Origin of the sequence: Variovorax gossypii (genome assembly GCF_003965815.1) — a bacterium.
Classification (GTDB): domain Bacteria; phylum Pseudomonadota; class Gammaproteobacteria; order Burkholderiales; family Burkholderiaceae_C; genus Variovorax; species Variovorax gossypii.
Genome location: NZ_RXOE01000005.1, coordinates 211,839 through 236,774, shown reverse-complemented (window position 1 = coordinate 236,774; position 24,936 = coordinate 211,839). Strand labels below are relative to the sequence as shown.

General features: G+C 64.8%; 25 protein-coding genes. 15 read left to right on the top strand and 10 right to left on the bottom strand.

Annotated elements, in window-relative coordinates:
• The first annotated feature begins 24 nt into the window (after nt 1-24).
• Nucleotides 25-255, top strand: a complete 231-nt coding sequence (locus EJP69_RS19920) for a hypothetical protein (RefSeq protein ID WP_126472219.1) — start codon at nt 25-27, stop codon at nt 253-255.
• Between the two features lie 46 nt (nt 256-301).
• Here the strand turns inward: EJP69_RS19920 and EJP69_RS19915 are convergent, their stop codons facing one another.
• Nucleotides 302-997, bottom strand: coding sequence for a Crp/Fnr family transcriptional regulator (locus tag EJP69_RS19915; protein ID WP_126472218.1), 696 nt, complete (start codon nt 995-997; stop codon nt 302-304).
• Between the two features lie 101 nt (nt 998-1,098).
• Here EJP69_RS19915 and EJP69_RS19910 point away from each other — a divergent pair, with 101 nt between their 5' ends.
• Nucleotides 1,099-2,688: a tannase/feruloyl esterase family alpha/beta hydrolase gene (locus EJP69_RS19910; protein WP_170217185.1), complete on the top strand. Its 1,590-nt coding sequence runs from the start codon at nt 1,099-1,101 to the stop codon at nt 2,686-2,688.
• A 150-nt stretch (nt 2,689-2,838) separates the two neighbouring features.
• On the opposite strand, the gene EJP69_RS19905 is transcribed toward EJP69_RS19910, so the two are convergent.
• The 3 genes from EJP69_RS19905 to EJP69_RS19895 form a co-directional block, all read right to left on the bottom strand.
• Nucleotides 2,839-3,345 carry a DUF421 domain-containing protein gene (locus tag EJP69_RS19905; protein WP_420824226.1) on the bottom strand — a complete coding sequence of 169 codons (507 nt, stop codon included), beginning with the start codon at nt 3,343-3,345 and terminating at the stop codon, nt 2,839-2,841.
• The gene (locus EJP69_RS19900) at nt 3,342-3,884 is read right to left on the bottom strand and encodes a DUF421 domain-containing protein (RefSeq protein WP_126472216.1); all 543 of its coding nucleotides are present in this window, start codon (nt 3,882-3,884) and stop codon (nt 3,342-3,344) included. The genes EJP69_RS19905 and EJP69_RS19900 overlap by 4 nt, the downstream gene beginning before the upstream one ends.
• 381 nt (nt 3,885-4,265) lie before the next feature.
• Nucleotides 4,266-5,201 (bottom strand): LysR family transcriptional regulator, encoded by a 936-nt coding sequence (locus EJP69_RS19895; RefSeq protein ID WP_206169361.1) that lies wholly within the window; start codon nt 5,199-5,201, stop codon nt 4,266-4,268.
• A gap of 92 nt (nt 5,202-5,293) precedes the next feature.
• Here EJP69_RS19895 and EJP69_RS19890 point away from each other — a divergent pair, with 92 nt between their 5' ends.
• The 6 genes from EJP69_RS19890 to EJP69_RS19865 are packed head-to-tail and all read left to right on the top strand — an operon-like array spanning nt 5,294 to nt 10,246.
• Entirely contained in the window at nt 5,294-5,947 is a 654-nt protein-coding gene (locus tag EJP69_RS19890; RefSeq protein ID WP_126472215.1) for an RraA family protein, read from the top strand.
• A 14-nt stretch (nt 5,948-5,961) separates the two neighbouring features.
• Nucleotides 5,962-7,206 carry an aminotransferase class I/II-fold pyridoxal phosphate-dependent enzyme gene (locus EJP69_RS19885; protein ID WP_126472214.1) on the top strand — a complete coding sequence of 415 codons (1,245 nt, stop codon included), beginning with the start codon at nt 5,962-5,964 and terminating at the stop codon, nt 7,204-7,206.
• Nucleotides 7,199-8,020 (top strand): ABC transporter substrate-binding protein, encoded by an 822-nt coding sequence (locus EJP69_RS19880; RefSeq protein ID WP_126472213.1) that lies wholly within the window; start codon nt 7,199-7,201, stop codon nt 8,018-8,020. Before EJP69_RS19885 ends, EJP69_RS19880 begins: the two co-directional genes overlap by 8 nt.
• Nucleotides 8,021-8,045: 25 nt before the next feature.
• On the top strand, nt 8,046-8,741 hold the full coding sequence (locus EJP69_RS19875) for an amino acid ABC transporter permease (RefSeq protein ID WP_126472212.1): 696 nt from the start codon (nt 8,046-8,048) through the stop codon (nt 8,739-8,741).
• A 6-nt stretch (nt 8,742-8,747) separates the two neighbouring features.
• Nucleotides 8,748-9,497, top strand: coding sequence for an amino acid ABC transporter permease (locus EJP69_RS19870; RefSeq protein WP_126472211.1), 750 nt, complete (start codon nt 8,748-8,750; stop codon nt 9,495-9,497).
• A 20-nt stretch (nt 9,498-9,517) separates the two neighbouring features.
• On the top strand, nt 9,518-10,246 hold the full coding sequence (locus EJP69_RS19865; protein WP_126472334.1) for an amino acid ABC transporter ATP-binding protein: 729 nt from the start codon (nt 9,518-9,520) through the stop codon (nt 10,244-10,246).
• Between the two features lie 51 nt (nt 10,247-10,297).
• On the opposite strand, the gene EJP69_RS19860 is transcribed toward EJP69_RS19865, so the two are convergent.
• A complete protein-coding gene (locus EJP69_RS19860; RefSeq protein ID WP_126472210.1) occupies nt 10,298-10,804 on the bottom strand; it encodes a tetratricopeptide repeat protein in 507 nt (168 codons plus the stop codon).
• A gap of 165 nt (nt 10,805-10,969) precedes the next feature.
• Nucleotides 10,970-11,206: a hypothetical protein gene (locus EJP69_RS19855; RefSeq protein WP_126472209.1), complete on the bottom strand. Its 237-nt coding sequence runs from the start codon at nt 11,204-11,206 to the stop codon at nt 10,970-10,972.
• A 296-nt stretch (nt 11,207-11,502) separates the two neighbouring features.
• Between EJP69_RS19855 and EJP69_RS19850 the strand changes: the two genes are divergently transcribed.
• Nucleotides 11,503-12,300 carry a winged helix-turn-helix domain-containing protein gene (locus tag EJP69_RS19850; RefSeq protein ID WP_126472208.1) on the top strand — a complete coding sequence of 266 codons (798 nt, stop codon included), beginning with the start codon at nt 11,503-11,505 and terminating at the stop codon, nt 12,298-12,300.
• Between the two features lies 1 nt (nt 12,301).
• Here the strand turns inward: EJP69_RS19850 and EJP69_RS19845 are convergent, their stop codons facing one another.
• Genes EJP69_RS19845 through EJP69_RS19835 form a run of 3 tightly spaced genes read right to left on the bottom strand, consistent with a single transcriptional unit; the run spans nt 12,302 to nt 16,625 of the window.
• Nucleotides 12,302-14,599: a CHASE2 domain-containing protein gene (locus EJP69_RS19845; RefSeq protein ID WP_170217184.1), complete on the bottom strand. Its 2,298-nt coding sequence runs from the start codon at nt 14,597-14,599 to the stop codon at nt 12,302-12,304.
• Nucleotides 14,600-14,616: 17 nt separating this feature from the next.
• Nucleotides 14,617-15,855 (bottom strand): FecR family protein, encoded by a 1,239-nt coding sequence (locus tag EJP69_RS19840; RefSeq protein ID WP_170217183.1) that lies wholly within the window; start codon nt 15,853-15,855, stop codon nt 14,617-14,619.
• A gap of 41 nt (nt 15,856-15,896) precedes the next feature.
• Nucleotides 15,897-16,625: a response regulator transcription factor gene (locus EJP69_RS19835; RefSeq protein ID WP_126472205.1), complete on the bottom strand. Its 729-nt coding sequence runs from the start codon at nt 16,623-16,625 to the stop codon at nt 15,897-15,899.
• Between the two features lie 305 nt (nt 16,626-16,930).
• Here EJP69_RS19835 and EJP69_RS19830 point away from each other — a divergent pair, with 305 nt between their 5' ends.
• The 5 genes from EJP69_RS19830 (at nt 16,931) to EJP69_RS19810 (ending at nt 23,115) form a co-directional block, all read left to right on the top strand.
• A complete protein-coding gene (locus tag EJP69_RS19830) occupies nt 16,931-19,717 on the top strand; it encodes an ESPR-type extended signal peptide-containing protein (protein WP_126472204.1) in 2,787 nt (928 codons plus the stop codon).
• Between the two features lie 46 nt (nt 19,718-19,763).
• The gene (locus tag EJP69_RS19825) at nt 19,764-20,579 is read left to right on the top strand and encodes an OmpA family protein (RefSeq protein WP_126472203.1); all 816 of its coding nucleotides are present in this window, start codon (nt 19,764-19,766) and stop codon (nt 20,577-20,579) included.
• Between the two features lie 410 nt (nt 20,580-20,989).
• The gene (locus EJP69_RS19820; protein WP_126472202.1) at nt 20,990-21,436 is read left to right on the top strand and encodes a hypothetical protein; all 447 of its coding nucleotides are present in this window, start codon (nt 20,990-20,992) and stop codon (nt 21,434-21,436) included.
• Between the two features lie 294 nt (nt 21,437-21,730).
• Nucleotides 21,731-22,342, top strand: a complete 612-nt coding sequence (locus tag EJP69_RS19815; RefSeq protein ID WP_126472201.1) for a DUF6630 family protein — start codon at nt 21,731-21,733, stop codon at nt 22,340-22,342.
• A 77-nt stretch (nt 22,343-22,419) separates the two neighbouring features.
• The gene (locus EJP69_RS19810) at nt 22,420-23,115 is read left to right on the top strand and encodes a hypothetical protein (protein ID WP_240652228.1); all 696 of its coding nucleotides are present in this window, start codon (nt 22,420-22,422) and stop codon (nt 23,113-23,115) included.
• Nucleotides 23,116-23,142: 27 nt separating this feature from the next.
• On the opposite strand, the gene EJP69_RS19805 is transcribed toward EJP69_RS19810, so the two are convergent.
• Complete coding sequence (locus tag EJP69_RS19805; protein ID WP_126472200.1) at nt 23,143-24,060, bottom strand: LysR family transcriptional regulator; 918 nt, start codon at nt 24,058-24,060, stop codon at nt 23,143-23,145.
• Nucleotides 24,061-24,180: 120 nt separating this feature from the next.
• Here EJP69_RS19805 and EJP69_RS19800 point away from each other — a divergent pair, with 120 nt between their 5' ends.
• The gene (locus EJP69_RS19800) at nt 24,181-24,885 is read left to right on the top strand and encodes a type 1 glutamine amidotransferase domain-containing protein (RefSeq protein WP_126472199.1); all 705 of its coding nucleotides are present in this window, start codon (nt 24,181-24,183) and stop codon (nt 24,883-24,885) included.
• Nucleotides 24,886-24,936 lie beyond the last annotated feature (51 nt).

Genomic DNA, 24,936 nt, shown 5'->3' with positions numbered 1-24,936 from the left:
CGCACTTGAACTGGGGAGATCCAAATGAGCGATGACCGCGGTGCTACGGAAAAACCCGCGCCAGGTTTCTGGCGGAAATTGATGCTGGCGCTTGAAGGCATGGACGAGTCCTGTGTCGCGGACTTGGAATCGCGCATTCGCATGCTCGAAGTCGAGGTAGCTCGACTGGGTGACATCGAAAGAAGGCGCGGCAGCGCCTCGCCGCACGACGCTACCTGGAGTGCTTCTGACGCCTCCGGTTCGATGACGTCCTGACCCGAAGGCACGAGGTCTTGGGCGGCCACCGAATGGCACGAGGCCCTCACTCCGAGTGCTCGCGCGCGTACACACGCAGGCCATCGACGTTCAAGACGTCGATGCTTCCGTAGCGGATGTGAAGCAGCCCTGCTTCCTCCAACTCGTGCAGGGCGCGATGGGCAACCTGGCGGGAAATTCCGGCCAGCCGGCCGATCTCCTCCTGCGATATGTGCAGGACTCGTTGGGTCCGGGGGTTGAGCTGAGGATTGAAGAGTTCGGCCAGGCAGCCTGCCACGCGCGAACTGATGTCGTGCATCCGGTAGCTCTCGGCCAGCGCAATGAATTGACCGAGCCTTGCGTTGAGCTGATCGATCATGAAATGGCAAAAGCTCAAGCTGTTGGCGACCAGGTAGTGAAAGGTCTGGCTCGGCATCAACGCAATGCGGGTGTCGCGCAGCGCGACAACGCCGTAGGGACGCAGCTCCCCCTTGAGCACGGAACCTTCCCCGAGCCAGCCGCCATTGGTGACCCCGGTCAATGTGGTGCTTCGGCCATCCGCCGACAGGACGTCCACTTTGACCATCCCTTCGACGATTCCGATCCAGTGCGTCGCCGCGCTTGATTTGTGGCAGACGATCTCACCGGCCGAATAGAAGCGGTCCTGCGTCTCCAGTTCGACACGCTGGAGTTGCTCGCGCGTCAGACCGCCAGCCCAAGCAGCCGCTCGCAACATCGAGATGGTCTGCGCGTGATTTGTCATCGGAAAGACTTTCTTCCCCGGCCTTAGTGCCTAGCATGCGCTGCGCAGGCGATGGCCTGAGTCGTCTGAGTTTATGTGGCAGTACGAACAGGAGACAAATCATGAGAAACCCTCTCTCGATGGCAGGCTACGCGCTGCTGAGCATTCCCATCCTGCTGACCGCCTGCGGCGGCGGAGGTGACGGCGCAGGCAACTGGCCGGTGCTGTTCCCGGCGCCGGCGCCAACGCAAACACCGCCACCGCAACCGGCACCGGTTGCGACAACGCAGGAGACGTGCGCGATCTTCGCCGGCGCTTCGCTTGCTGGCGCAGCGCTCAAAGAGGCGACGCTCGTTCCGGCGGCAGCAGGAGCCGCGGAGTTCTGCAAGGTCACGGGCACCCTTCATGGCACGCTCAATTTCGAAGTGCATCTGCCCACCGTGTGGAACAACAAGCTCCTGTATGCGGGCGGCGGCGGTTGGGACGGCAGCATCAACATCACGCCCGTCTCGCCAAGCGGCGCAACTGCGGGTTACGTACTCGTGGCCTCGGATGGCGGGCGCCAGGGAAACGCCCTGGACGCTTCGGCCTTCCTGAACAATCCCACGGCCCAGGCGGACTTCGGCTATCTCTCGATCCATTCGGTCCATGAGGTCACCAAGGAGATCGTTCGCAAGCGCTATGGCTCGGATGCCGAGTTCAGCTATTTCGAGGGCTGCTCCAACGGCGGCAGGGAGGCATTGATCCAGGCCACGCGCTTCCCGAACGACTTCGACGGCATCGTCGTGCGTGCGCCGGCCTACTCCTTCACCGAGTTGTTCCAGGCCTTTGTGGCGAACGGAAAGGCGCTCGCCGCGCCGGGCGGGCAATTGAACGATGCGAAGGTCTCGCTCATCGGCAAGGCCGTCACCACGCAGTGCGACGCCCTGGACGGTGTGTCCGACGGCATCGTGAGCAACCAGGAAACCTGCACGTTCAACCCGGTGGCGTTGCGCTGCACCGCAGGCGATGCCGACACATGCCTGACCGACGCGCAGATCGCGACTGCCAACACGATCTACTCCGAACTCAAGCGCAAGGACGGGACAACCGTCTACCCCGGCTGGGGACCTGGCGGCGAAGACCAAGGCTGGCCCCTGTGGGTGACAGGCTCCGCCATCGGCGGCACCGGCCTCCAGTTCCAGTTCGGGAGCGGCCTCGTGAAGTACTGGGTCACGGGCGATCCGGCCTTCGACGTGCTGGGCTTCGATCCGGAGTTCTATTCCGCGGGGCTGCGGCTCGCGGCCACCACGCTCGATGCGACGCCGGACCTTCGCTCCTTCTTCGGCCAGGGCGGCAAGATGATCCTCGCCCATGGAACGAACGACTGGGCCATCAGCTACAAGGGCTCGATCAAGTACTTCAACGACGTAGCGACCACGCTCGGCGGCGCATCCACGCGGGATGCCTCGATGGAATTCTTCCTCCAGCCGGGCGTTCAGCATTGCGCCGGCGGTGTCGGTCCTGACACCGTCGACCTGGTGGACGCGGTCGCGAAGTGGCGAGAGGGTGGCGCCAAGCCCTCCATGCAAAACATCGTGGCGACGAAGCTGGATTCGACGACCAAGACGCCGGTACTCGCGCGCCCCCTGTGCAGGTACCCGACCTTTCCGAAATACAAGGGCAGCGGCGACGTGAATTCGGCGGACAGCTACAGCTGCCAGAACTCTTGAGCGTCTTCGTTTGCCGAGTTCACCCTCCTTTCCGTGTGTCCGGCCGCCGCCTCCCGCGGCCGGTTCACGGCGAAGTACCAGACTGCCGCGACATTCATGGCACTACGCGCCAGCGGAGAAAGAAGGAGCAGGCAGACAAAAGAGGGGCTGTCAGGACCGCCGCCTGACGATGCTCAGCTTGCCGTCGCGTTCGAGCACTGCGCGTTCCACCTCGTCCAGCCGCACGCCGCCGGCCTGCTGGCGCAGGGCCTCGTCGAGGTCCTTGCGGGACACCAGTGCGTGACGCATGGCGTCCTCGTCCATCCGGCCGTCGCGCACCAGCGTGATTTCGTGACCGTTGACCAGGTCTTCGAAGCCTTGCCAACGCATGCTGGCCAGGGCGACCAGTCGGTGGGTGACGACGAGCGCAACGCCGGCCGCCATGGTGCTCCAGAAAGGAGAGGCACCGACCACCGCGCGGCTCAGTACCGCGCCGAGCAGCACCGTGATGCAGGTGTCGAACGGACTCTGCTGCCCGAACGAGCGGCGCCCCGATGCGCGGATCATCGCGAGCGCGAGGAAGAAGACCACCAGCGCCCGTGCGCCCATCTGCCAGGCTGCGAGTTCCGACCCTTCGCCGAAGAGCCAGTCGATGAACTGCATCGGCGTCGTCATCATTGGGCTGGCGGCTTGGAGGTCTCGGGTGGCTGGTGGTGGTCGGAGGCTTGCTCGCTCTTCTCTTTCTTGAACACACTGAGTGTCCCGTCGCTCTCCAGTCGCGCGACGCGCACCTCCGAGAAATCAGCCACACCTTGCTCTCGCAGCTTGCCCCTCAGCTCGTCCGTCGTGATCATTTCGCGCCTGAGCGCGCGTCGGTTCAGGCGGCCATTTCGAATGAGCACCTCGGGGCGAGGCTCCAGGAAGCGCGCAACGGGCTCGAAATGAAAGCTGAGCCAGTCGAGCGCAAAGTTCCACGCAACCAGGGTGGCGAGCAACACGAAGCCGTCGTCGAGGGACTTGTATTCACCCTGCATCGCATTGCTCGATGCATCGGCGACCAGCACCACGAAAAGCAGATCGGCCACGCCCATCGAGCCGATGTCGCGCCGCAACACGAAGCGAAACACGAGAAGCAGAAACCAGTACACGAGCGTGCCGCGCACCACCATGTGCCACACGGGAAACTCGCGGGCGAAAAGTTCGGCGACCTCGCTCATGGTTGTATGAATTCCTGGAACTTGAAAATCGACCGACACTCAACTTAGGGCGAAATGCGGTGGCGCCATGTCAGAGAGCGCTTCAGCGGCTTGTAGGCGCCGCAGATGCGGACCAACGAGAAGGAACCACGGCATCTAGCAGTTCCGCATATCAATTGGATGGCAGGGATGCCGTCACGCCGGGGCCACGGACGGTGGCCTGCACGGACCCGTTGCCCTCGCGATGAAAAGGAGAGACACCGGTTCGCGCCGCAGGTCCAGGGCAGTCAGGTCTCTTCCGACCCGCCTGCCCCGCGTGCGACCGGGCAGCATACTGAGCCTGACACCAGGAAGTGCCATCTGAAATGTCGTGGTCCATGCATACGGCCTTAGGTTGCCCTCTTAGCTGAGACTGGACCGACGACCGACTGCCGTTGCCGTCTGGTAGAGGCGGGTGAAATCGCAGGTCTCCTGTGCCAGCCGGACCACCGAGGCCATCAGTGAACTCCGCTGGTCGCGCCGGATCACCGCAGCGTAGGGCGCATCGGGCAGCGCGGGGCGCACTTGCAGTACCTCCAGCAATCCCTGCCCCACGAGGTTCTGCACGGCGGCGGGCGGAAGGTAGCTCACGCCGAAGCCGGAGACGGTGAGCCCGATCAGCGCGATCAGGCTGTTGCTCACCACCAGGTCTGCCGCCTTGAGCCCGTGCGACTGGAACCAGTCATGGAACAGGATGCCGGTGCCGGACTGCGGGCCTTGCGTCAGGATGCGGTAGTCCGCCATCGCCTGCACTTTCAGCGGCTTGCCCCCGTGGGCCACCAGTCCGGGCTTGCACATCCAGCGCAACCGAAGCTTGCCGACGGGCGACACCTTGAAGCGTTCTTCCCGGAACGTGTCGGCGACGATCATCAGGTCGATCTCACTGGCCAGCAGCTTGTCGCGCAGCCGAGAGCCGGTGTCCACCTCGGGATCGATGATGACGCCGGGATGGGCTTGGTAAATGCGCTCCACGAAGCGCGGCAGCCAAGTCATGGCCGTCACCTCGGTCACGCCGATACGCAAGCGCCGCTCGGGCTCGCCGGACTCGAGCGCGCCTCGCATCAGCTCTTCGCGCCCCTGCAGCAGGCGGTCGGCCAGGGCGAAGACTTCCTCGCCCTTGGATGTCAGGCGCGCCGTGCGCAACGAACGATCGAACAGCGGCGCATGGAAGAGCGCCTCGAGTTCCTGCACGCGCTTCGACACGGCCGACTGGGTCGTGTGCAACTTCTGCGACGCACCCGAAAAGCCGCCCAGTCGCACCACCCAGTAGATCGCCTCCAGCTGCTTGAAAGTCACCATCGGCGCCGCCCTCCGGGTTAGAAAAAAAGTGATGCTAATTAAATCGGAAATATCGCTTTTATTTGCTGTTTCGACTATCCAGAATTCACCTCATGCCTGTCTCCGACCTGATCATCCACCCCGCCCCGCCGCGCGCACCTTCCGCTCTGGTAGACGCATTCCGCGGCGTCGTCACGCCGCACCTGAGCGACAACCTGGCCCGCCTTGCCGGCATCGTCGGCCTGCACCGGTTCCATGGGAACCGCAAGCTCGTCGGAACCGCTGTGACCGTCAAGACGCGTCCCGGCGACAACTTCGCCATCTACAAGGCGGTGATGGACATGCAACCCGGCCACGTGCTGGTGGTCGACGGGGGCGGCGACCTGAACAACGCCTTGGTCGGCGAGTTGCTCCTGCAGTACGCGCTGCAGCGCGGCTGCGCCGGCTTCGTCATCGACGGCGCGATCCGCGACAGCTCGGCCTTCCGGGAGCGGGACTTCCCCTGCTACGCACGGGGCGTCACGCACCGCGGTCCCTACAAGAACGGCCCGGGGTCGATCAACGTCCCGGTCACCGTGGGTGGCCAGGTCGTGCATCCCGGTGACATCGTGGTTGGCGACGAGGACGGCGTTGTCAGTTTTCCTGCCGCGCAAGCCTCCCGCCTGCTGGAGGCCGCGCGGCTCAGCGCGGCCAAGGAAGCGGCGATCCAGCAGGAGATCGCCACCGGCCGCGTCGCCCAGAGCTGGTTGACGGCCATCGGGCTGTAAGGAGGGATGCCACCATGACCCAACTCCTTGCCCACCGCCTCGACGCCATCAAGCCGTCCGCCAGCATGGCTGCGAAGCAGCGCGTCGACAGCCTTCGCGCCGCCGGTCGCCCGGTTGTCGATTTCACCATCGGCGAGCCGGACTTCGCCACGCCGCCGCACATCGTGCAGGCGGGCATCGAAGCCCTGCTTGGCGGCCAGACCCGCTACACCGCCTCGGCCGGCACCCCGGCGCTGCGCCAGGCGATCGCCGCGAAGTTCGACCGCGAAAACGGCCTGGCATACGCGCCTGAGCAGATCGTGGTGGGCAGCGGAGCCAAGCAGATCATCTTCGAGGCGCTGGCCGCGACGCTGAATCCCGGCGACGAAGTGATCGTGCCGGCGCCCTACTGGGTGTCGTATCCCGACATGGTCGCACTGCACGGGGCCGTGCCCGTGGTGGTGCGCTGCGGCGAGGAACAGGGCTTCAAGCTCACCTCCGAGGCCCTCGAACAGGCAATCACGCCGCGAACACGCTGGCTCATCCTCAATTCGCCCAACAACCCGAGCGGCGCGGTGTATTCGCGCGAGGAACTCGAAGCGCTGGCCGCAGTGCTCGCGCGGCATCCGCATGTCTGGCTGCTCACCGACGAAATCTATGAGCACTTCGTGTTTGGCGAAGCCCGCCATGTGTCCATCCTTGCGGTGGCGCCGGAGCTGCAGGACCGAACGCTCATCGTGAACGGGATGTCGAAGGCCTATGCCATGACAGGCTGGCGCATCGGCTACGGCGCAGGCCCCCTTCCCCTGGTCAGGGCGATCGCGCTGCTGCTGTCGCAAAGCACGAGCTGCGCGAGCAGCGTGGCACAGGCCGCGGCATCGACGGCGCTGCAGGGCGACCAGACCTGCGTCAACATCGCATCCGAGGTGTTCGAGCAGCGGCGTGACAGGATGGTCGGGCTGCTGCGCCAGGTGCCGGGTCTGCGGTGCCTGTCGCCCGACGGTGCCTTCTATGTGTTTCCCAGTGTCGAGGGCCTGCTCGGTACCCGTACGCCGCAAGGCAAGATGCTCGCGAGCGACCTCGACGTCATGATGTACCTCCTAGACGAGGCGCAGGTCGCCACCATCGACGGCAGCTCGTACGGCATGCCCGGCTACCTGCGGATGTCCTTCGCCACTTCCACCGAGCAGATCGGGGCGGGCTGCGCCGCGATCGCCCGCGCCATCGGCCTGCTGCAACCCGCCACCGCTTCTTTGTCCAAGGAAAACGACCATGCCTAAGCTCTTGCCGCTCGCCCTACCCCTGCTCGCCGGCCTCACTCTGAGCGCCGCGGCGGCCCACGCCGACCAGTTGGAGGACATCAAGAAGCGCGGCACCCTCGTGTGCGGAACGCTCGGCATCGCGGAGCCTTTCAGCTTTGCCAATCCCCAGACACGGGAGACCCAAGGGTACGACGTCGATTTCTGCGGTGCCATCGCAAGGAGCCTCGGTGTGAAGCTGGAGCTGAAGCTCGTGGCCGTTCCTGCGCGCATCCCCGAATTGCAGCAGGGCCGCGTCGACGTGCTGGCGGCCAACTTGGGCTGGACCGCCGAACGCGCGGAGCAGATCGCCTTCAGCGACAGCTACTACGTGAGCCTGACCAAGGCCGCCACCCGGCGAGCAGACAAATTCGCGGCGGTGAACAACCTGTCGGGCAAGCGGGTGGCCACCGCCAAAGGCTCGACCTCGGAGGCCGCGGCGCGCAAGGCCATTCCCGACGTCCAGGTCATCACGTACCAGGATCCGCCGTCGATCTTTCTCGCGCTGCAGCAGGGAAAGGCCGATGCCGCCGTGGCTTCCGAACTGGTGCTCGTCAAATGGAAAACGGAGGTCGAGGCCAGTGCCCCGATCGACGTCCTGGAGCCGGCGCTGCTGAACGAGAGTTGGGGCATCGGCATGCGCAAGAACGAGACGGCTCTGATCAAGCACGTAAACGGGGTGCTGGAAAGCATGGAGAAGTCCGGCGAAGCTGCGAGGATCTTCGACAAGTGGCTCGGGACCGGCACGCCCTACAAGCTGAAACGCGGCTTCCAGAGCGGTCCCATCAAAGGCTGACCCATCTCCTGCCAGGCGAGCTGCCGTGAACCCCATCGACTTTTCCGTGCTGTTGCGGGGCGACAACCCGCAGTTGATCGCGAAGGGACTCGCCACCACGTTCGAGCTCACGGCGGCGGCCTGGCTGCTGGCCGTCGTGCTCGGCACGCTGCTCGCCCTGCTGCGGATGGCGCCGAACCGCGCAGCGCAAGGTTTCGTGGCGGGCTACGTCGAGTACCACCAGAACGTTCCGATGCTGGTGCAGCTTTTCCTTTGGTATTTCGGCATCCCGACCCTGCTGCCGGGCGATTGGCAGCAGTGGATCAACCGGCAGGGAAGCGAGTTCTTCTTCGCCTTCTTCGCAATCGCCCTGGCCATGGCGGCCTACATGTCCGAAGGACTGCGCGGCGGCATCCGTTCGATCCCCCAATCGCAGCTGGAGGCTGCCCGGGCCCTCGGGCTCACCTTCTTGCAGTCGCTGCGGCAGGTCGTGCTGCCGCAGGCCGTCCGGATCGCGCTGCCCACCTTCGTCAACCATACGGTGCTGCTGTTCAAGAACTCCAGCCTCGCCATGGCGGTCGGCGTCGCGGAGCTCACTTACGTCACCCGCGACATCGAGAGCCAGTCGTTCCGGACCGTGGAGGTGTACCTCTTCACGACCCTCGTGTACCTCGGGTTCTCGTTCCTGATCATGGCCGGCGGCAGCCTGGCCGAGCGCCGCTTGCGCATCCCGACGAGGTAAGAAGGCATGAGCGAATTTCTGGCCATCCTGCGCGACCACGGCATGCTGCTGCTGGTCGGGCAGTATCCGAGCGGTCCGCTCGGCGGGCTCGCGATCACGTTCGCGCTCGCGGTGCTCGGCATCGCGCTGGCCTTTCCGCTCGGGGTGCTGCTCGCGCTGGCGCGCATCAGCCCCTTTGCCGTGCTGCGCTGGCCTGCCACGGTGCTCGTCTACGTGGTGCGCGGCGTGCCGCTGCTGATGTTCATCTTCTGGGTCTACTTCTTCCTGCCGATGCTGATCGGGCGGCCGGTGGGCGGTTTCGCCACCATGCTGGCCACGCTCGTGATCTACGAGGCGGCCTACCTGTCGGAAGTCGTACGTGGCGGCATCGAAGGGCTGTCGAAGGGCCAGATGGAAGGCGCGCGCGCCGTGGGCCTGAGCCACATGCAGGCGATGCGGCTGGTGATCCTACCGCAGGCGCTCTACAACATGATCCCTGCGATGCTGGGTCAGTTCGTGTCCACCATCAAGGAAACTTCGCTCGGCTACGTGATCACTGTCAACGAGCTCACGTTCGCTGCCAACCAGGTCAACGGCGCGCTGATGACCAAGCCATTCCAGGTGTTCGTGCTGCTTGCCGTCATCTATTTTATCCTGTGCTTCTCGCTGACGCAGCTGGCGCGGCACCTCGAGCGGCGCATCGCGACCCGGCGCGCCGGCCAGCCTGCCGTGTCGGCCTCCCGGCCCGTCCACCCCGTTCCAGTTCCTGCCGAGTGAACCCCATGAACACCTCTCCCATGATTGCCTTCGAGGCCGTCGACAAGTGGTACGGCGAATACCATGCGCTGCAGCACGTGACGGCGGAAGTCGCCCGCGGTGAGGTGGTGGTCGTCTGCGGCCCTTCCGGTTCCGGCAAGTCCACGCTGATTCGCACCGTGAACAGGCTGGAGGAGATCCAGAAGGGCTGCATCCGTTTCGATGGCCGCGACATCCACGCGAAGTCGGTGGACGTCAACAAGTTCCGCAGCCAGGTCGGATTCGTCTTCCAGAACTTCAACCTGTTTCCGCATCTTTCGGTAGCTCAGAACATCATGCTGGCACCCACCAGTGTGCTCGGCCGCAGCCGGGGCGAGGCCCGCGATCGCGCCGAGGAGTTGTTGGCGCGCGTGGGCCTGGCGAACAAGGCCGATGCCTATCCGGGCCAGTTGTCAGGTGGCCAGCAGCAGCGGGTGGCGATCGCACGCGCGCTGGCCATGGACCCGCCGGCCATGCTGTTCGACGAGCCGACGAGCGCGCTCGACCCGGAAATGGTCGGAGAGGTGCTTCAGGTGATGAAGTCGCTCGCGCGCGACGGCATGACGATGATGTGCGTGACGCACGAGATGGGCTTCGCCCGCGAGGTGGCCGACTGCGTCTGGTTCATGGACCACGGCGGCATCGTCGAGACCGGCTCGCCGGAAGCGTTCTTCGCCAATCCACAGAGCGAGCGGGCGAGGAAGTTCCTGTCGGATCTGCGAATGCACTGAGGTGTTTGGTCACCAGTCATTTCAACGTCGGCTTGTCCAGAAGGACATCAGCTATTGAGTCTCCAGAGACTCCAATGTAGCCTGCGCATTTGGGTATCCGCTGTCCTTTGCCCGTCTCGTCCAGTAGATGGCCCTCTCCTTGTCGCCATCATGCAGATAGATCTGACCCAAGTTGTACTGCGCAGGAGCATGACCGAGTTCGGCGGCCATCAAAAGCCACTCCATGGCCTTCGTCTGATCATTCAGAGCAGAGCGATAGTGTCCGTAGACGTTGAAGGCAGCTCTTTTGTCGCCCGCATTCGCCAGCTCCTTTTGACGCACTAACTCTGCATCCGACATGGTTGCAATGCCCGCAACAAAGACATTGGGGTCATACCTGATCCCTGTTGGTGGAGGCGGGCGGTTGAAATGAGGAATGTTGGTACATGCTGCTGTACTCAACACTGCGAACGACGCAATGACGATGTGCTTCATTGAAGACAAGAGAATATAGAGAAGATTTTCCTGCAGCATTGCGGTCACGGAGTCGCGCCCGTTTGAACCGCTGACCAGGATCATGAGTGGGTGCCTCTGGCACTTGCAAAGATGCGCGGCGTGCCAAGCACTGGGGTTGCAACGCTCGAGGCAAACCGCCGCGCCAAGAGCAAGAACCACACCTTGCCGGTCGGCAATTTGCACGGTAGTTCGAACAACGAAAAAGGAGCGCGTGTGGCCGCGCTCGGCTTACTCCTTCTTTCTGCCGTCCCTTAACGCCAGCACCACGGTGCCCGCCGCGCAGGCGGCGAACAGAATGCCCGAGGGCACGGCGCCGATGTTCGCCATGAGCCAGCCGTAGAGATCGATCAACATGCCGATGATGCGGTTGCCGCTCGTCTGTCGGCTCAGATCGTTGGCAATGAACGCATTGAACGAAAGCACCCCGAACACCAGCGCCAGGAACGCCGTCACGATCCACTTCATTTCTCTCTCACTCCATTCGTCGGAATAAACGGGTGCGGATGCTGCCACGCGGGGCCGTGCGATCGAAGCGCTTGGCGAGAATTCATCAGATTCCAGCGCGCACTTTCCTTTCGGCGCAGCACAGTCATTCACAAAGCAGCCGATGTCGGTGCAAGAAAAGTCACGCTTCGCGTTCCCGATCAAACTGAATGTTCACCAAATCTCACGGCAGGCTTTTGACGTTCTTTCATTTCGACAACGATCTGCAAATGCCGTCCCGTTTGCCGGGCACATTCACGGAAATCCATCCATAGATCATGAGCTTCGATACAGTCGGCGCCCTGCCCCTGGCACTCCTGTGCGCGAAAGAGTCCCAGGGACCGAGTCTCCACGACAGACTGCAGCAAATGGGACACGAGTGCCTGGCGTTCGCCGAAGCAGACGAGGTGCTCGTCGCGCTCGGCGGCGGGCGGCGCTTCGCATTGCTGCTGGTGAGCCAGCACGACGAGGCATTGCACAGCGGCCTCATCGCCGTGAGCAAGGTGCTTGGCATGCCCGTTCTGCTCACCGTCGCAGACGGGCACTGGGAGCTGCTGTCGCCCAAGGGCAACGACACCGCGCCGGCCGGGATGCTCGCCGCGGACGTGTCCCGCATGAGCAATGACGAGCTCGACTGGCTGGCGTGCGCCCTCGCCCGGCCCCGCCGCGACGGCACACCGATGGCTCTGGGCCACGCCCACGGTGCCACCGCATGGGGTGACTACCGCTTTCACGAGGATAGGCACGTCGTGCAGTTCAGGAACGACGAAATCCAGCTACAGCCGCGCCAGTTCGCCTTTGCACTGCAGGCGTTCCGGAACCTGGGCCGGGTACTGGCGCGGGAGTGGCTGTGGAACGCGCTGTGGGGCGCGGCCACGCGGCGCGATGGCAACCGGGCGCTGGACGCCTGCGCCTCCAGCGTACGCCGCAAGCTCGGGTTGCATGGGGAACACGGCTTCCTGCTGCGTTCGGTCTATGGGCAGGGATATCAGCTCGTCGCGATGCAGCGGCACGGCTCTTGCGTCACTACCGTCACCGCCGCTGCTGCTCGAAGCGAGGCAGCCGCCGCAGCCTGAGTCAAACCTGGCGCGGAAGCAGCATCCAGAAAGTGCTCCCGGCATCGGGAGCCGCGATGCCGTCGATCGTGCCGCCATGGCGGGCGACCACGGTGCGCACGAATTCGAAGCCCAGTCCGTGCGAGCGAATGCCCTGCTCGCCGGAAGGCTGGCCGACCGAGGCCTCGTTTGTTCCAGAAAGCAGCTGCTGCAGGGTCTGCTCGCTCATCCCCGTTCCCTGGTCGATCACCGCGATCGCGACTTCCCGCTCGTCAGCGGCAAGGCACAGCTGTACGCCGGACCCCGGGGGGCTGTGCCTGATCGCGTTGTTCAGCAGGTTGACCACGGCCCGTGTCAGCAGTGCGGCGTCGACGCTGAGTTCGATCTCCTCGTCCTCTTCGGCCATCCGCAGCACCAGCTCCGCCTGCCTGCGGGATGCGTACGCGGAGACCTGATCGCGCGCGTCTAGCAGTAGCGCGCCGAGGTGCGCGGGTGCGAACCTGTACTTCCCGGTCCAGGCGTGCGAGACATCGAGGAACTCCTCGGCCAGTTGCAGCGTGCGCAATGCCTCGCGCCGGATGGCAGAGGTAAGGGGCGAGGCACCGGCATCGAGCTCTTCCAGGTCGATCAGCGCAAGGATGCTGGCCTGCGGATTGCGCAGGTCGTGCGAGAGGAAGCGATGCCACAGCTCGCGCTGCTGCTGCGCGCGGCGCTCGGAGGTCAAGTCCGCCAGCGCCACGATGTAGCCCGACGGCGCAGGCGCTGCGCCCGGAATCACCGGCGCGATCAGCAGCTGGAAGTGGCGCTCGTCCTTCGTCGCGTACTCGCTGTGGACCTGCCCGATCCACGCAGGAGAAGCGCCGTCGGTGTGAGCGAGCGTGTTCGACTGGCGCCGCATCGAGCGCAGCAGGTCCGGCAGGTGTTGCAGCTGACGAGTCGCCGCTTCGGAACAGTTCGCTACGCCCAGCAGTTCGCGGGCGGCGGCGTTGCTGCCCACCACCAGACCCTGCGAGTCGCACAGCAGCACGCCGACCGGCATCGCCTGGATGGTGGATTCGGCCAGCACCTGCAGCCCGACCATGCGCGATATCGCGCAGTCGAGCACGCGGTTGGAAGGCAGCGCGTGCCGGGGCTGGCGCCAGTCGGCGGGTGGGAGTTCGAAGGCGCCTGCCGGCAATGCCTGCAGCAACTCGGCGCGCTGCTGCAGGTAGCGAAGCTGGCTGCGCTGGCGACCCCAGTTCCAGATCAGGTAGAGCGCCAGCAGCCCGACGACCGGCGTTGCCGGTGCCAGCCACCAGCGCAACCAGTAGAGCGCCGCCACGCTGACGAGAACGCTTCCCAGCGCAACGCCGACGAGCCGCGTCAGGCCCGCACCCTCGAAACGCCAGAAGAGCCATGCGGCCAGCCACAGCGGCAGCGCTATCCAGAAATAGCTCTCCAGCCAGCCCGGCACGCGGATGGAGCGGCGGTGCATCAGCTGATCGATGGCGTTGGCGTGGACCTCCACGCCAGCGAGCAGTTGGGCATGCCCAGCCAGCGGCGCCACGACCTGGTCGCCAAGCCCCGCCGTGGTGCTGCCCACCAGGACGATCCTGTCGCGCAGGAACTCCCGTGGCAGTTCGCCGCGCAGCACGTTCACGTAGGGAACGGTGCGATAGCTGCCGCGCGGCCCCGCGTAGGGAATGAGCAGCCGGTCGGCATAGCGCCAGCCCGCGCCATCGGTGACGCCCTGCGACCGCGAGGACGGGGGCACGCGCCCCGCCATGAGCAGGCCGATGTAGGGCCGCGCATTGTCCGGCGGCCCCAGCCGCATGAAGAGACTGCGCGCGATGCCGTCGGCATCGAGCACCAGCTCGGCATGGCCGACGCCGCTGGCGCGCTCCCGGAACATGGGAAGCGGCGAGAGGAACTCGTCGGGCGCGACGCGCGGAATGCTCGGCGTGCGGTTGGCCTGCAAGGGCAGGCACACCGGCAGCCGCCCCATGGCCTGCGCGAGGCGCTCGTCATGCACGGCGTCGTCGCTGGGTTCCATCAGAAGCAGATCGAGCATCACCGACTTCGCGCCGGCATCGGCGAGCCGGTCCAGCAGCTTCGCATGCGTCTCGCGCGGCCAGGGCCATTTGCCCAGCGCGGCGAGGCTGGATTCATCGATCGCGATGATCAGTATTTCAGGGGAAGGCGACTGCGCGGCCAGCGGAAGCGCGCGGTCGTAGAAATGCATGTCGAGCTGTTCCAGGCCGGGGCGCTGGGCCAGCCATACCAGCAGGGCCGGAAACACGATCAGCGCCGCCAGTGGCGCGCCCAGGGCTCGCAATCGCATGGTCCATCGACGAAAACTCATCGGACGGGCACATCGATGCTGCCGCCGGTGAATGGCTCCCCGTAGTGCGTTCCGTCTTCTGTCTCGCTGACGCGCCAATGGTAGCGCCCACCCAGCACAAAGGGCCCGACGATCGCGCTGCCGGCCTGCATGTCCTGCAGGTCGACGAGTCGGATCGCGAAATCGGGGTCGCGCGAGATCTCCAGCCGGTAGCGCCTGTCCGGCGAGCCCCACCACAGCAGCTCGACGCGGCCGTCGTCCTTCCATCGCACCGATCCGGTCGGCGAAGGCATGTAGAACAGCAACTCGCCCGGCATGCCTTCGAGATCGGCGGCATCCACGGCGGCGACCCGCAGGTAGTAGAACCCGGGCGGCAGGTCCTTCGGTAATGCGAGCGAGGTGCTCGCACTGGAGCCTTCGACGAGCGGCGCGAGGATCGAATCGTCCTGCGCGATGCGCCAGCGATAACCCTGCGCGCCGGGGACCTGTTCGACCTCGACGCCGGGCGACGTCGGCGACATGGCGCGGCTCGTGAACTTCGGCGCGGCGAGCAGCGTACGGACCTCCGCGCCAGCCGGGTCGCTCCCGCCGCCGTCGAACACGCTGCCCTGCCCCGCTTCGAGCACGAGCTGCCGCGACCGCGGCGAACTGCGCACGGCCACGCTGCCCTCGATGACCTCGCCCACCGTGCGCCCGCCGTGCTCGCGCACGCGAAACTGGGTGCCTCGCACGCTGAGCACCAGTGCGCGCGAGCGGATGTGGAACTCCTGTCCGGAGGCCCGCTTGTGCACCTGTGACTCGATCCCGCCACCAAGCAGCCTCAGGCCGACACGGTCGCGCCCGACGGTCTGCAGCTCGACCGTGCTGCTCGACGGAATCACCGAGCGGCTGCCGTCGGGCAGCCCGAGCGTAAGGAAGGCGTCCCGCCCGGTGGCCAGCGTGTCGCCCGCCTGCACCGGCATGCCCTGGGCCACGAGCACGTCCGGCTTGCCGGCGCGGCGCTGCCAGGCCTGGCCGGTTACGGCGAGCACCATCGCCTCGCCTTCGCCCAGCGGACGACCGTCCGCGAAGTACAGCACCGTTCCGGGGTGCAGCCGCCTGGGCTCTCCCACGTTGTTGCGCTGCTGGATCTCGGGCCAGCGGCCCGGCTGCCGGTAGTGCTGAGCGGAGATGCCCCACAGCGTGTCGCCGGGCTGCACCACGTGCGAGGGCTGGGCCCCAAGAAGGCCGCTGAATACGCATGCCGCCAATGCCACCACCGACGCGATCCGTCGGCGGCCTCCCTGCGCTCGCAATATCACGGGCGCCCTTCCTGCGCGAGGCCGAGCTGGTAGCCCTGCCCGTAGACAGTGCGCAGGATCATTCCTCGCCGCGCATCCAGGTGCAGCTTCTTGCGCAGCCGGTAGACATGGCTGTCCAGCGTGCGCGAGGGCGCCTCCTCGGTCTCGTAGCCGGCCGTCTCGAGCAGGTGGGCGCGCGAGACCGTCTGGCCGAGGCGGCTGAAAAGCAGCAGCGTCAGGTTGAACTCGCGGCTGGTCAGCGTGTAGCTCTCGGGCTCGGCCTCGGCCGCCTCGCGGTAGTGCACGACATGGCCAACGGGGTCGAGCGTCCAGCGGCCGATGCTCAGGGGCGTGTCGGGCGATTGGGGCTTGCTGCGCTTCATCAGCCGCAGCACCCGAGCCCGGAGTTCGAGCGGGCGGAAGGGCTTGGTGATGTAGTCGTCGGCACCGGAATTCAGCACCTCGGCCACGTCGTCATCGGAACCCCTGGAGCTGATCATCAGCACCGGAACCGAGCTCCCCTTCCACACGCGTAGCCAACGAAGCAGCTCGAGGCCGTCCATGCTCGGAACGGACCAGTCCAGGATGACCAGGTCGAAAGACTCGCGCCGAAGCTCCCGCTGCAGCGCGAGTCCGTCGGAAAACCCCTGGCAGTGCACGGTGCCCTCGCGCCCCAGCTGCTGCTCCAACGTGCGGATCAGAAGAGCCTGCTGGGAGATTTCGTCTTCGACGATCGCGATGCGCATTGCTTGCCTTGGTACCTGGGAACGCTGAATTCTGGTGGATGGCGAACCGGAAGAATCTGACGAATTCGAGCAGTCGCGCAGATGCAGAAATGTTAGCAAAAGGTCACATTTCGGCGCAAAAAGCGTCGGGATTTCTCGCGAAATCTCGCATTCGACTGGGAGCCTGAAACCCCTTCACGAATCATCCGCACCCTTCCCGCCCCGGGTACCAGCCGCTTCGGCGAGCCGGCGAACCGGAGGCGACCGACTGGCAAGAAGCACTTGCGGCCACGGGCTTGGCAGGCGCCTTCAACTGGATATTCGTGATGAACAGAATCTACCGCTCCGTCTGGAGCGAGGCACTCGGTGCTTTCGTGGCCGCCGCGGAAACGACGCGCTCCAGGGGCGCGCGAGGCTCGGCGCGCAGCACGCTCGTTGCTGCCACGGCAGTCCTGTGCGGAACCGGCGCCGCCTGGGCCGGCCTCAGCGTCAATGGCGGCTCAATGTGCATGTCCCAGGGCGGGCCCAGCCAGACGTGGACCTGCCAGGTGCCCAACAACAGTGGCGGCTTCGCCATCATCAAGGGCTTGCCCGACGACGGCACCGGCGCCTCGCCCAACTGGCCGGCCGTGGCGAATGCGGCAGCGGCGGCGCTAGGCTCAGGAGCGCTGCTGTTCGGCAACACGGCCACGGCAGCCACCGGAGCGGGAAGCACTGCCATCGGAAACGGCGCGAAGGCGACGCAGTCGAACACGCTCGCGCTAGGCACCGGCGCATCGGCAAACCAGTCCAACGCGCTCGCCATCGGCACGGGAGCCACAGCGACCAACGCACAGGCCCTCGCCATCGGTGCCAGCGCCGCCGCGCGCGGCACGGGGGATGTGATGATCGGCTGGCAGGCCGGCCTGAGCGCCGCCGCCGGCAACCGCGACAACGTCGCCGTGGGCGCACGCGCCGGACAAAACATCAACGGCGTGCAGAACGCCTACCTGGGCAATGACGCCGGCCTCAGCGTGACTGGAGGCGCCAACACCGGCATCGGCACGCAGGCCGGGCGCCGCGTGCAAGGCAGCAACAACACCGGTATCGGCGTGAATTCGAGCATGGACGTGATCGGCTCGAACAACACCGGCCTGGGCGGCTACGCGGGCTGGATGGTCACCGGTCAAGGCAATACCGCCATCGGCATGTTCTCCGGATTCACCGTCAATGGCGACAGCAACACCGCCTTCGGAGACAACGCCGGGCAAAACATCACCGGCAATAACAATGTGGCGATGGGTACACAGGCCGGCAACAACGTAAATGCGAACGGCACCGTCAGCATCGGCAATCGCGCCACGGCCAGCAAGGACAGCAGCATCGCGATCGGCGACGGAGCGACCGCCAGCGGCACGCAGTCGATCAGCATCGGCACAGGCAACAACGTGCGTGGCAACAACAGCGGCGCCATCGGCGACCCGAGCATCATCGATGGCGCCAACAGCTACAGCGTGGGCAACAACAACAGCATCGGCAGCGGCGCGAACAACACCTTCGTGCTGGGCAACGGCGTCAACATTCAGGTGACCAATGCAACCGCCTTGGGCAACGCCACGGGCGTGACTGTGGCCAACGGCGTGGCACTCGGCAGCAACTCGGTTGCATCCACCGCAGCCGGCATCGTGGGATACGATCCGAGCACCGGCACCACCGCGGCGGCCGGCACCAATATCGCCAGGACCGCCAGCACGCTGGGCGCCGTGTCGATTGGCGACGCGGCCAACGGCGTGTACCGCCAGATCACCGGCGTGGCCGCGGGCACCGCGCTTTCCGACGCAGTGAACGTGGCGCAACTGCAGGCAGTGGCGACACAGGCGGTGGCCGCGAGCAACAAGTGGATCACCGGCTCGCAGACCACCAGCTACTCGGCGCCGGTCGCCACCGGCAGTGAAAGCACGGCCGTCGGGTCGGGCGCGGTCGTCAACGCCAACAACAGTGTGGCCGTCGGCACCGGTGCCACCGCAACCACCGACAACAGCGTGGCGCTGGGCAACGGCTCCACAACCACCACCGCGACACCCACGGCCAGCGTCACCATCCAGGGCCAGACCTACAACTTCGCGGGCGCCAACCCCGCGGGCGTGGTCAGCGTCGGCAGTGCGGGAGCCGAACGCCAGATCCAGAACGTGGCCGCCGGCCAGCTCAGCGCCACAAGCACCGACGCGGTGAACGGCAGCCAGCTCTACGCGACCAACCAGGCGATCAACAACATCCAGACCGGCGGCGGCATCAAGTACTTCCACGCCAACTCGCAGGCCGCCGACTCGCAGGCCGCGGGCGCAGAAAGCGTGGCCGTCGGCCCACAGGCCATTGCGCTGGGCGCGAGCGCCATCGCCACTGGCAATGGCGCACAGGCCAACGGCGCGGGCAGCATCGCGCTCGGCGCGAATGCCATCGCCACGAGCAGCAACGGCGCGGCCATCGGCGCCGGCGCCACGGCGGACCGCGCGGGTATGAACGGGCAGAAGGAACTGTTCTCGAACGTCTCGGTGCTGTCGACGCAGGGCGGCGTGTCGGTGGGCTCCACCGGCAACGAGCGCCAGATCACCAACGTGGCCGGCGGCACGCAGGCCACCGACGCAGTGAACGTGCGCCAATTGCAGGCGGTGCAGCAGAGTGCGGTGCGCTACGACACCAATGTGGACGGCACGGTCAACCACAACAGCGTGACGTTGGGCAACGGCGGCTCCACGGGGCCGGTGACGGTGCACAACGTGGCGCCCGGTGTGGCGCCCACCGATGCGGTCAACGTGCAGCAGCTGAACCAGGCCAACGCGGCGAACGCCGCCTACACCGATGCGCGCGTCAACCTGATGGGCAAGACGATCAACGAGATCGGCAAGAAGGCCTACGCAGGCGTTGCCGCGGCGATGGCGATGGAAAGCGCGCCCTACGTTCCGGGCAAGCTGACCTATGCGGCCGGCATGGGGTACTACGAGCAGCAGGCCGCGATGGGCGTCTCGCTGCGCAAGACCGCCGACAACGGCCGCTGGAGCGTCACCGGCGGCGCGTCGGCCACCTCGCGCGGGACCGTCGCCTTCCGCGTCGGCATCGGCGGCGTGTGGGACTGAGCACGTGTCTGCGTCCAACCGATCGAATCAATCACTTGTGCCAGAAATGTCAAAACCAATCATCCCCGCCGTCCTCGCGGCAGTGCTTCTTGCCGTTGCCTCCTGCAATGCCTTCGCTGCGGAGGAGATCAAGTTCCCCGAACTGAAGAGCTCCTATCTCAAGACCGGCGATTTCGTCGGCCCCGACCACGTGCGGCGCGTGCGGCCCGGGCTGAGCAAGGACCAGGTCCGGCTGGAGTTGGGCAATCCGCACTTCGACGAGGGCATCTTCGGCGTGTCGGAGTGGGACTATGCGTTCAACTTCTACACCGGCAAGGGCAACGACCAGGTGACCTGCCAGATGAAGGTGCGCTTCGCGCGCGTCGAAGGGCAATACCGGGTGGAAAGCACGCATTGGAAGAACCCCGACTGCGCCCTTTTCGTGCAGCCGCCGGAGGTGGTGCCCGTTGCCGCGTCGCCCACGCTGCTGCCGCCGCAGAAGGTCACGCTGAACGCCGACGGCCTTTTCCGCTTCGACGGCTCCGGGCCGAGCGACCTGCTCCCCGAAGGCCGCGAGCGCGTCGCGCGCCTGGCTGCCGACATCCGTGCGAACTTCAAGGTGCTGCACTACGTGACCGTGACGGGCTACACCGACCGCCTCGGCACCGACGCCTACAACCAGGCCCTGTCGCAGGCCCGTGCGAACAGCGTTCGCGATCTTCTCGTGCAGGCCGGCATCGACAGGAGCAAGGTGCGCGCGTCCGGCATGGGCAAGCGCCAGCCCGTGGTGAGCGACTGCGAAGGCACGCACGCCACGCCGGAACTCGTGCGATGCCTGCAGCCCAACCGGCGCGTCGAAATCGACGTGGTGGGAGGGACCTGAGGAGCGCGGCGGCCGGGGCGCTGGTTGTGCGCTGGTGGTAGTCGGGCGGCTCTTGCATGACTCGGCGCAGCACACGGCAAGGCGCTGCGTGCGCCTTCCGGGCAAATGAGATCTACGTGTTTGCGTACGCTCGGCAATGTGATCCCGCGCCCTGTGCATTACGGTTCGGGGTTACGCAAAGCTCAAGCTGGCCACAAGCATCGGACCATGGCCGAAGGAATTTCCGTGAGTGCTGCCCAAAGCTGCCGGGTTTCATGGCCGCTTCATGCCTGCAGGAAATACACCGGCGAATGGCCAAGCCTATGATCAGAAACATTTTTTGAGGAGGAGACCGTGACCAGAGAATCCGCGCCACGCAGCCAATCTCGCAGGTCGCGCGGGATACGTTGCGTTCGCCCCAAGGAGGGCATATGAGAAAAATCTTGCCTCTCTGCACCCTGGCATTGCTGTTTGCCCTCTCGGGTCAGGCCGTCGCAGGTGCAAATACAGCGCAATTGGACTGCACCGGGAGTCATGCGGGGCAGGTACTCACCTTGGTGGGGAGTATTCCCGCCAGCATTGTTGAGGTCGATCTAAAACTCTCCTACCGCGGGCAAACCATACGCCTGGTTTCACCAAGGGCGGAAACCTCCGAGTCCACCGATTTCCGTCATGGCATCTTCAGGTTGGAGGCTGCGCTGTCGGGTTCAAACAGGCTCCAGCTTCAGGCCAAGCCCAAGAGCATCAAGTACAGGGGCAGCATGGGTCGTGGCAAACTCAATGCGAGCTTTGGAGCCATCCTCAAAGATGCGCCCGAACCCTTTAAATCCGTCCTGAAAGGGGCTGAGCTCAGTTGCATCTATGCATATGAAATCTGAGTAAAGGACGAAAAATCGTTCAATCAGGCAAATAGCTACCCGACGGTTATTTACCGGTTAACTCCGGCGTCAGGTCTTGGGTAAGTCTGACGATGGCCTGCATGCGACGCCAAGCCGACTTTCGGAACGCCTCGTGGCTGTTTCAGAAACGAGGAGATGGAACGGTCGAAACAGAGAGAGATGCGTTCTGGGACGCACTCGCGGGTTGTGGAAATGCCGCCTCGACTGCAATTGATCGGCGGGACTGTCGACTCAGCCCAACCATCGCATCGCGTCATATCGACAGGGAACTCAATGTTCAAACGTATCGCCAAGCTATTTGGTCACGGGACCGAGCCGAAGCCCGATCAAGTTTGCTCGGCTCCTCTCGCGCTGAACCAGATTGCAAGTGGCGCTGAAGACGAGTCCACTTCGGAACGAAGAGAAGCCTCGGCGCATTTCATGCGCCTGCTGACGGCTCACTTGGCTGAGGACGAACGGCGTCGCCTCGTAGACATGATGCTTGCCAGCTTCGATACGTATGGCAACTCATCGGAAGCGCTCGAGGAGATTGCCTTGGGCAAGGCTGGTCAAAAGACCGGGCAATGGCTCGTCATCCAGTGCGATTGGAAGGCGCCCGAGGAGTTGGAGTGGCAGGTCGCTGAGGTCTCGGCCAGCTTCGGAATTGCTGAACGATGGAGTTGGGGCCTCTGCGACGAAAGGGCCAGAACCGTGCCTGGCGGCCTCAGCGAGGCCGCGAATTGGGCTGCGCCGCTCGGCTTCGAGATGCTCCACATTGACCTGGGAAGCGATACCTACTTTGCCGTCCTGATCAAAAAGGCAGAGGTGGAGCGTGCATACCAAACCGCACTTTCTGCTGGGCTGAAAGTGCTCAGGACGCCCGAATTCAAGCAATCCCATGCGTGAGAGACCGGAACCCATGATCAATCGCCACACAACGCAAGGAATCCCAAAAATTCGGAATCGATGGTTGACCGGGAGTGGTGGCATTCCGCGACGGATTCAACCGGTCGGGCGACTTTGAAGAGGCTGACAATGACGAGGCCAAGTTCTCCCTCATTCATGCAGCCGGCCGGGAAGCGAGTCGCCAAGGCCTGATATCTTGCAATCCACCTTACATGCGTCCCTCGATGAAAAAATTGCTACAGCTATTTCTCTGTGCCCTGTTCGCCTGCCACGCTCACGCGGCACCTCCGTACTCGGGGGGTCAAGCGAGAGCGCTGCTCACGCATCTCAGCGCCCATGTGTTGATCATCAACTCCGATCTGACCTTGATCAAGAAGAAGCCGGCGAGCGAGTTCGACTTGTTGACTTACTACCCGCTGTCCAAAACCAAACTTGACGAGTACAAGCGCAATGGCCACATCGCCAATACGAACGACGACATCGCTGACTTCGTAACCTACAAGATCAAGGACTACGAGCTAACCAATGAGAAGAACGAGAGGCTGCAAGTAAAGGAGGGCAGCAAGGCGTCGTCGCTGCAGGATTTCGCGCTCTGGACCTACGACAATGTCCTGTGCAGTCAACGAGGTTTCCACGTGAAGCTGGACAAACCCTTCGAACGGGTCAAGGGGCACATCACGCTGATGTTCGAGATGCCTGGAAGCATCACACGCGAAATCCGGATTCCGATCAATCTCGCCATCACGGACAAGGACCCGCGGCCCGAAATTTGAAAGTGCGCTCACTCAGGTCAGGCATCTTCATTCGTCATCCATTCCGCCCACGGTCGCGACAAATGAATCGATCAGCGCTCTTGATGCCGACGACAGCCTCCGGTGCGGTGCATAGATCACGGAAAACGGCCGCGAGCGCCCACGTGCCTGTGTCAGCACCTCGACAGCTCGTCCCTGTGCAATGAGATCTTGCGCGATGAAGTCATAGGTCTGGCAGATGCCAAGGCCGCTCTGGGCAAGCGTGACCACCCCCAGTACATCGTCCGAGACCTGCAAGCCGCCTTGTGGCACCCAATCGATGTCGCGTCCATCCGCCCGCAGGATCCAGGGCGAGACGCGCCCCGTGCTGGGCATCACGAAAGCCAGGCAGCGATGCCGCGCCAGGTCGCCGATGTCCGCGGGTGCACCGGCACGGGCGATATAGCTCGGTGCGGCAATCAGGCACATGGCTGCATCCTCGAGCTTGCGCGCGACCAACCCGCTGTCGGGCAGGCTGCCCATGCGGATGGCCAGGTCGTAGCCTTCCGCCACGAGATCCACATTGCGGTTGGCGATGTTCAACTCAATACGCACCTGCGGGTGCTGAGTCGAGAAGCGCTGCAGCAGTCCAGGCAGCCGGTGATGGGCATAGGTGGTGGGGGCACTTAGTCGCACGCTGCCCTTCAATTCATCGCCTTGTCCCTGCATCGTGCGTTCGGCATCGTCGATCAACGCGAAAGCCGCCCGCGCCTGCTCCAGGTACAGCCGCCCCTGCTCGGTCAGGCTCAGGCGCCGGGTGGTGCGTCGCAGCAGCTGCACGCCCAAGCGGGCTTCGAGGCGCGTGATCGCCCGGCTCAGCACTGACGGTGTCGTGGCCAGCGCGACCGCGGCCGTGGTCATCGACCCCTTCTCGACCACCGTGACGAAGATCTCCACGTCACCAAGGTGATCGAATCTGCGACTCATTTAGTCCTTTCAAGAACAAATATTTTCCCCTAGGGCCAGTTTATCTCCGAAGGTGCAATCAATACATTCAGGTCATCGCAGCACTGCGGTTCTGCACTTCCCTGCTACAGGAGTAACACGATGACTTCCACTGCCACGGCCCCTTCGCTCAAGCCCGTGCTCATGGTCCTCACAAGCCACGGCACCAAAGGCACCACGGGCGAGCCGACCGGTTTCTATCTCGGCGAACTGACCCATCCCCTGGCCGAACTCGAAGCTGCCGGCATTCCCTGCGAACTCGCTTCGATCCAAGGCGGTGACCCGCCGGTCGACGGTCTGGACTTCCAGGACGAGGTCAACACTCGCTACTGGGCGGATCTCGACTTCCGCGAGAACCTGAGCCATTCGCAGCGCCTGGGCGAGGTCGACGCCTCGAAATACAGCGCCATCTTCTTTGCCGGCGGCCACGGCGCGATGTGGGACTTCCCCACCAGCGCCGATGTCTCGCGCGTCACCCGCGAGATCTATGAAGCGGGTGGCGTGGTTGGTGCGGTGTGCCACGGCCCCGCAGCACTGGTCAACGTGAAGCTGAGCAACGGCGCCTACCTGATCGCGGGCAAGAACGTCAGCGCCTTCACCGACGACGAGGAGCGCGCAGTTCAACTCGACGAGGTCGTGCCCTTCCTGCTCGCCAGCACGCTCGAGCGGCGCGGTGCACACCACCATCCGGCGCCCGACTGGACGGCCAAGGTCGTCGTCGACGGCCGCCTCGTCACCGGGCAGAACCCGCAGTCGGCCGCCGGCGTCGGCGCTGCCATGCGCGATCTGCTGCTGGGCCGGGGCTGAGCGTGCCGCAACCTGGCCGAACGCAATCGATGAATCACATGCACAAGCACC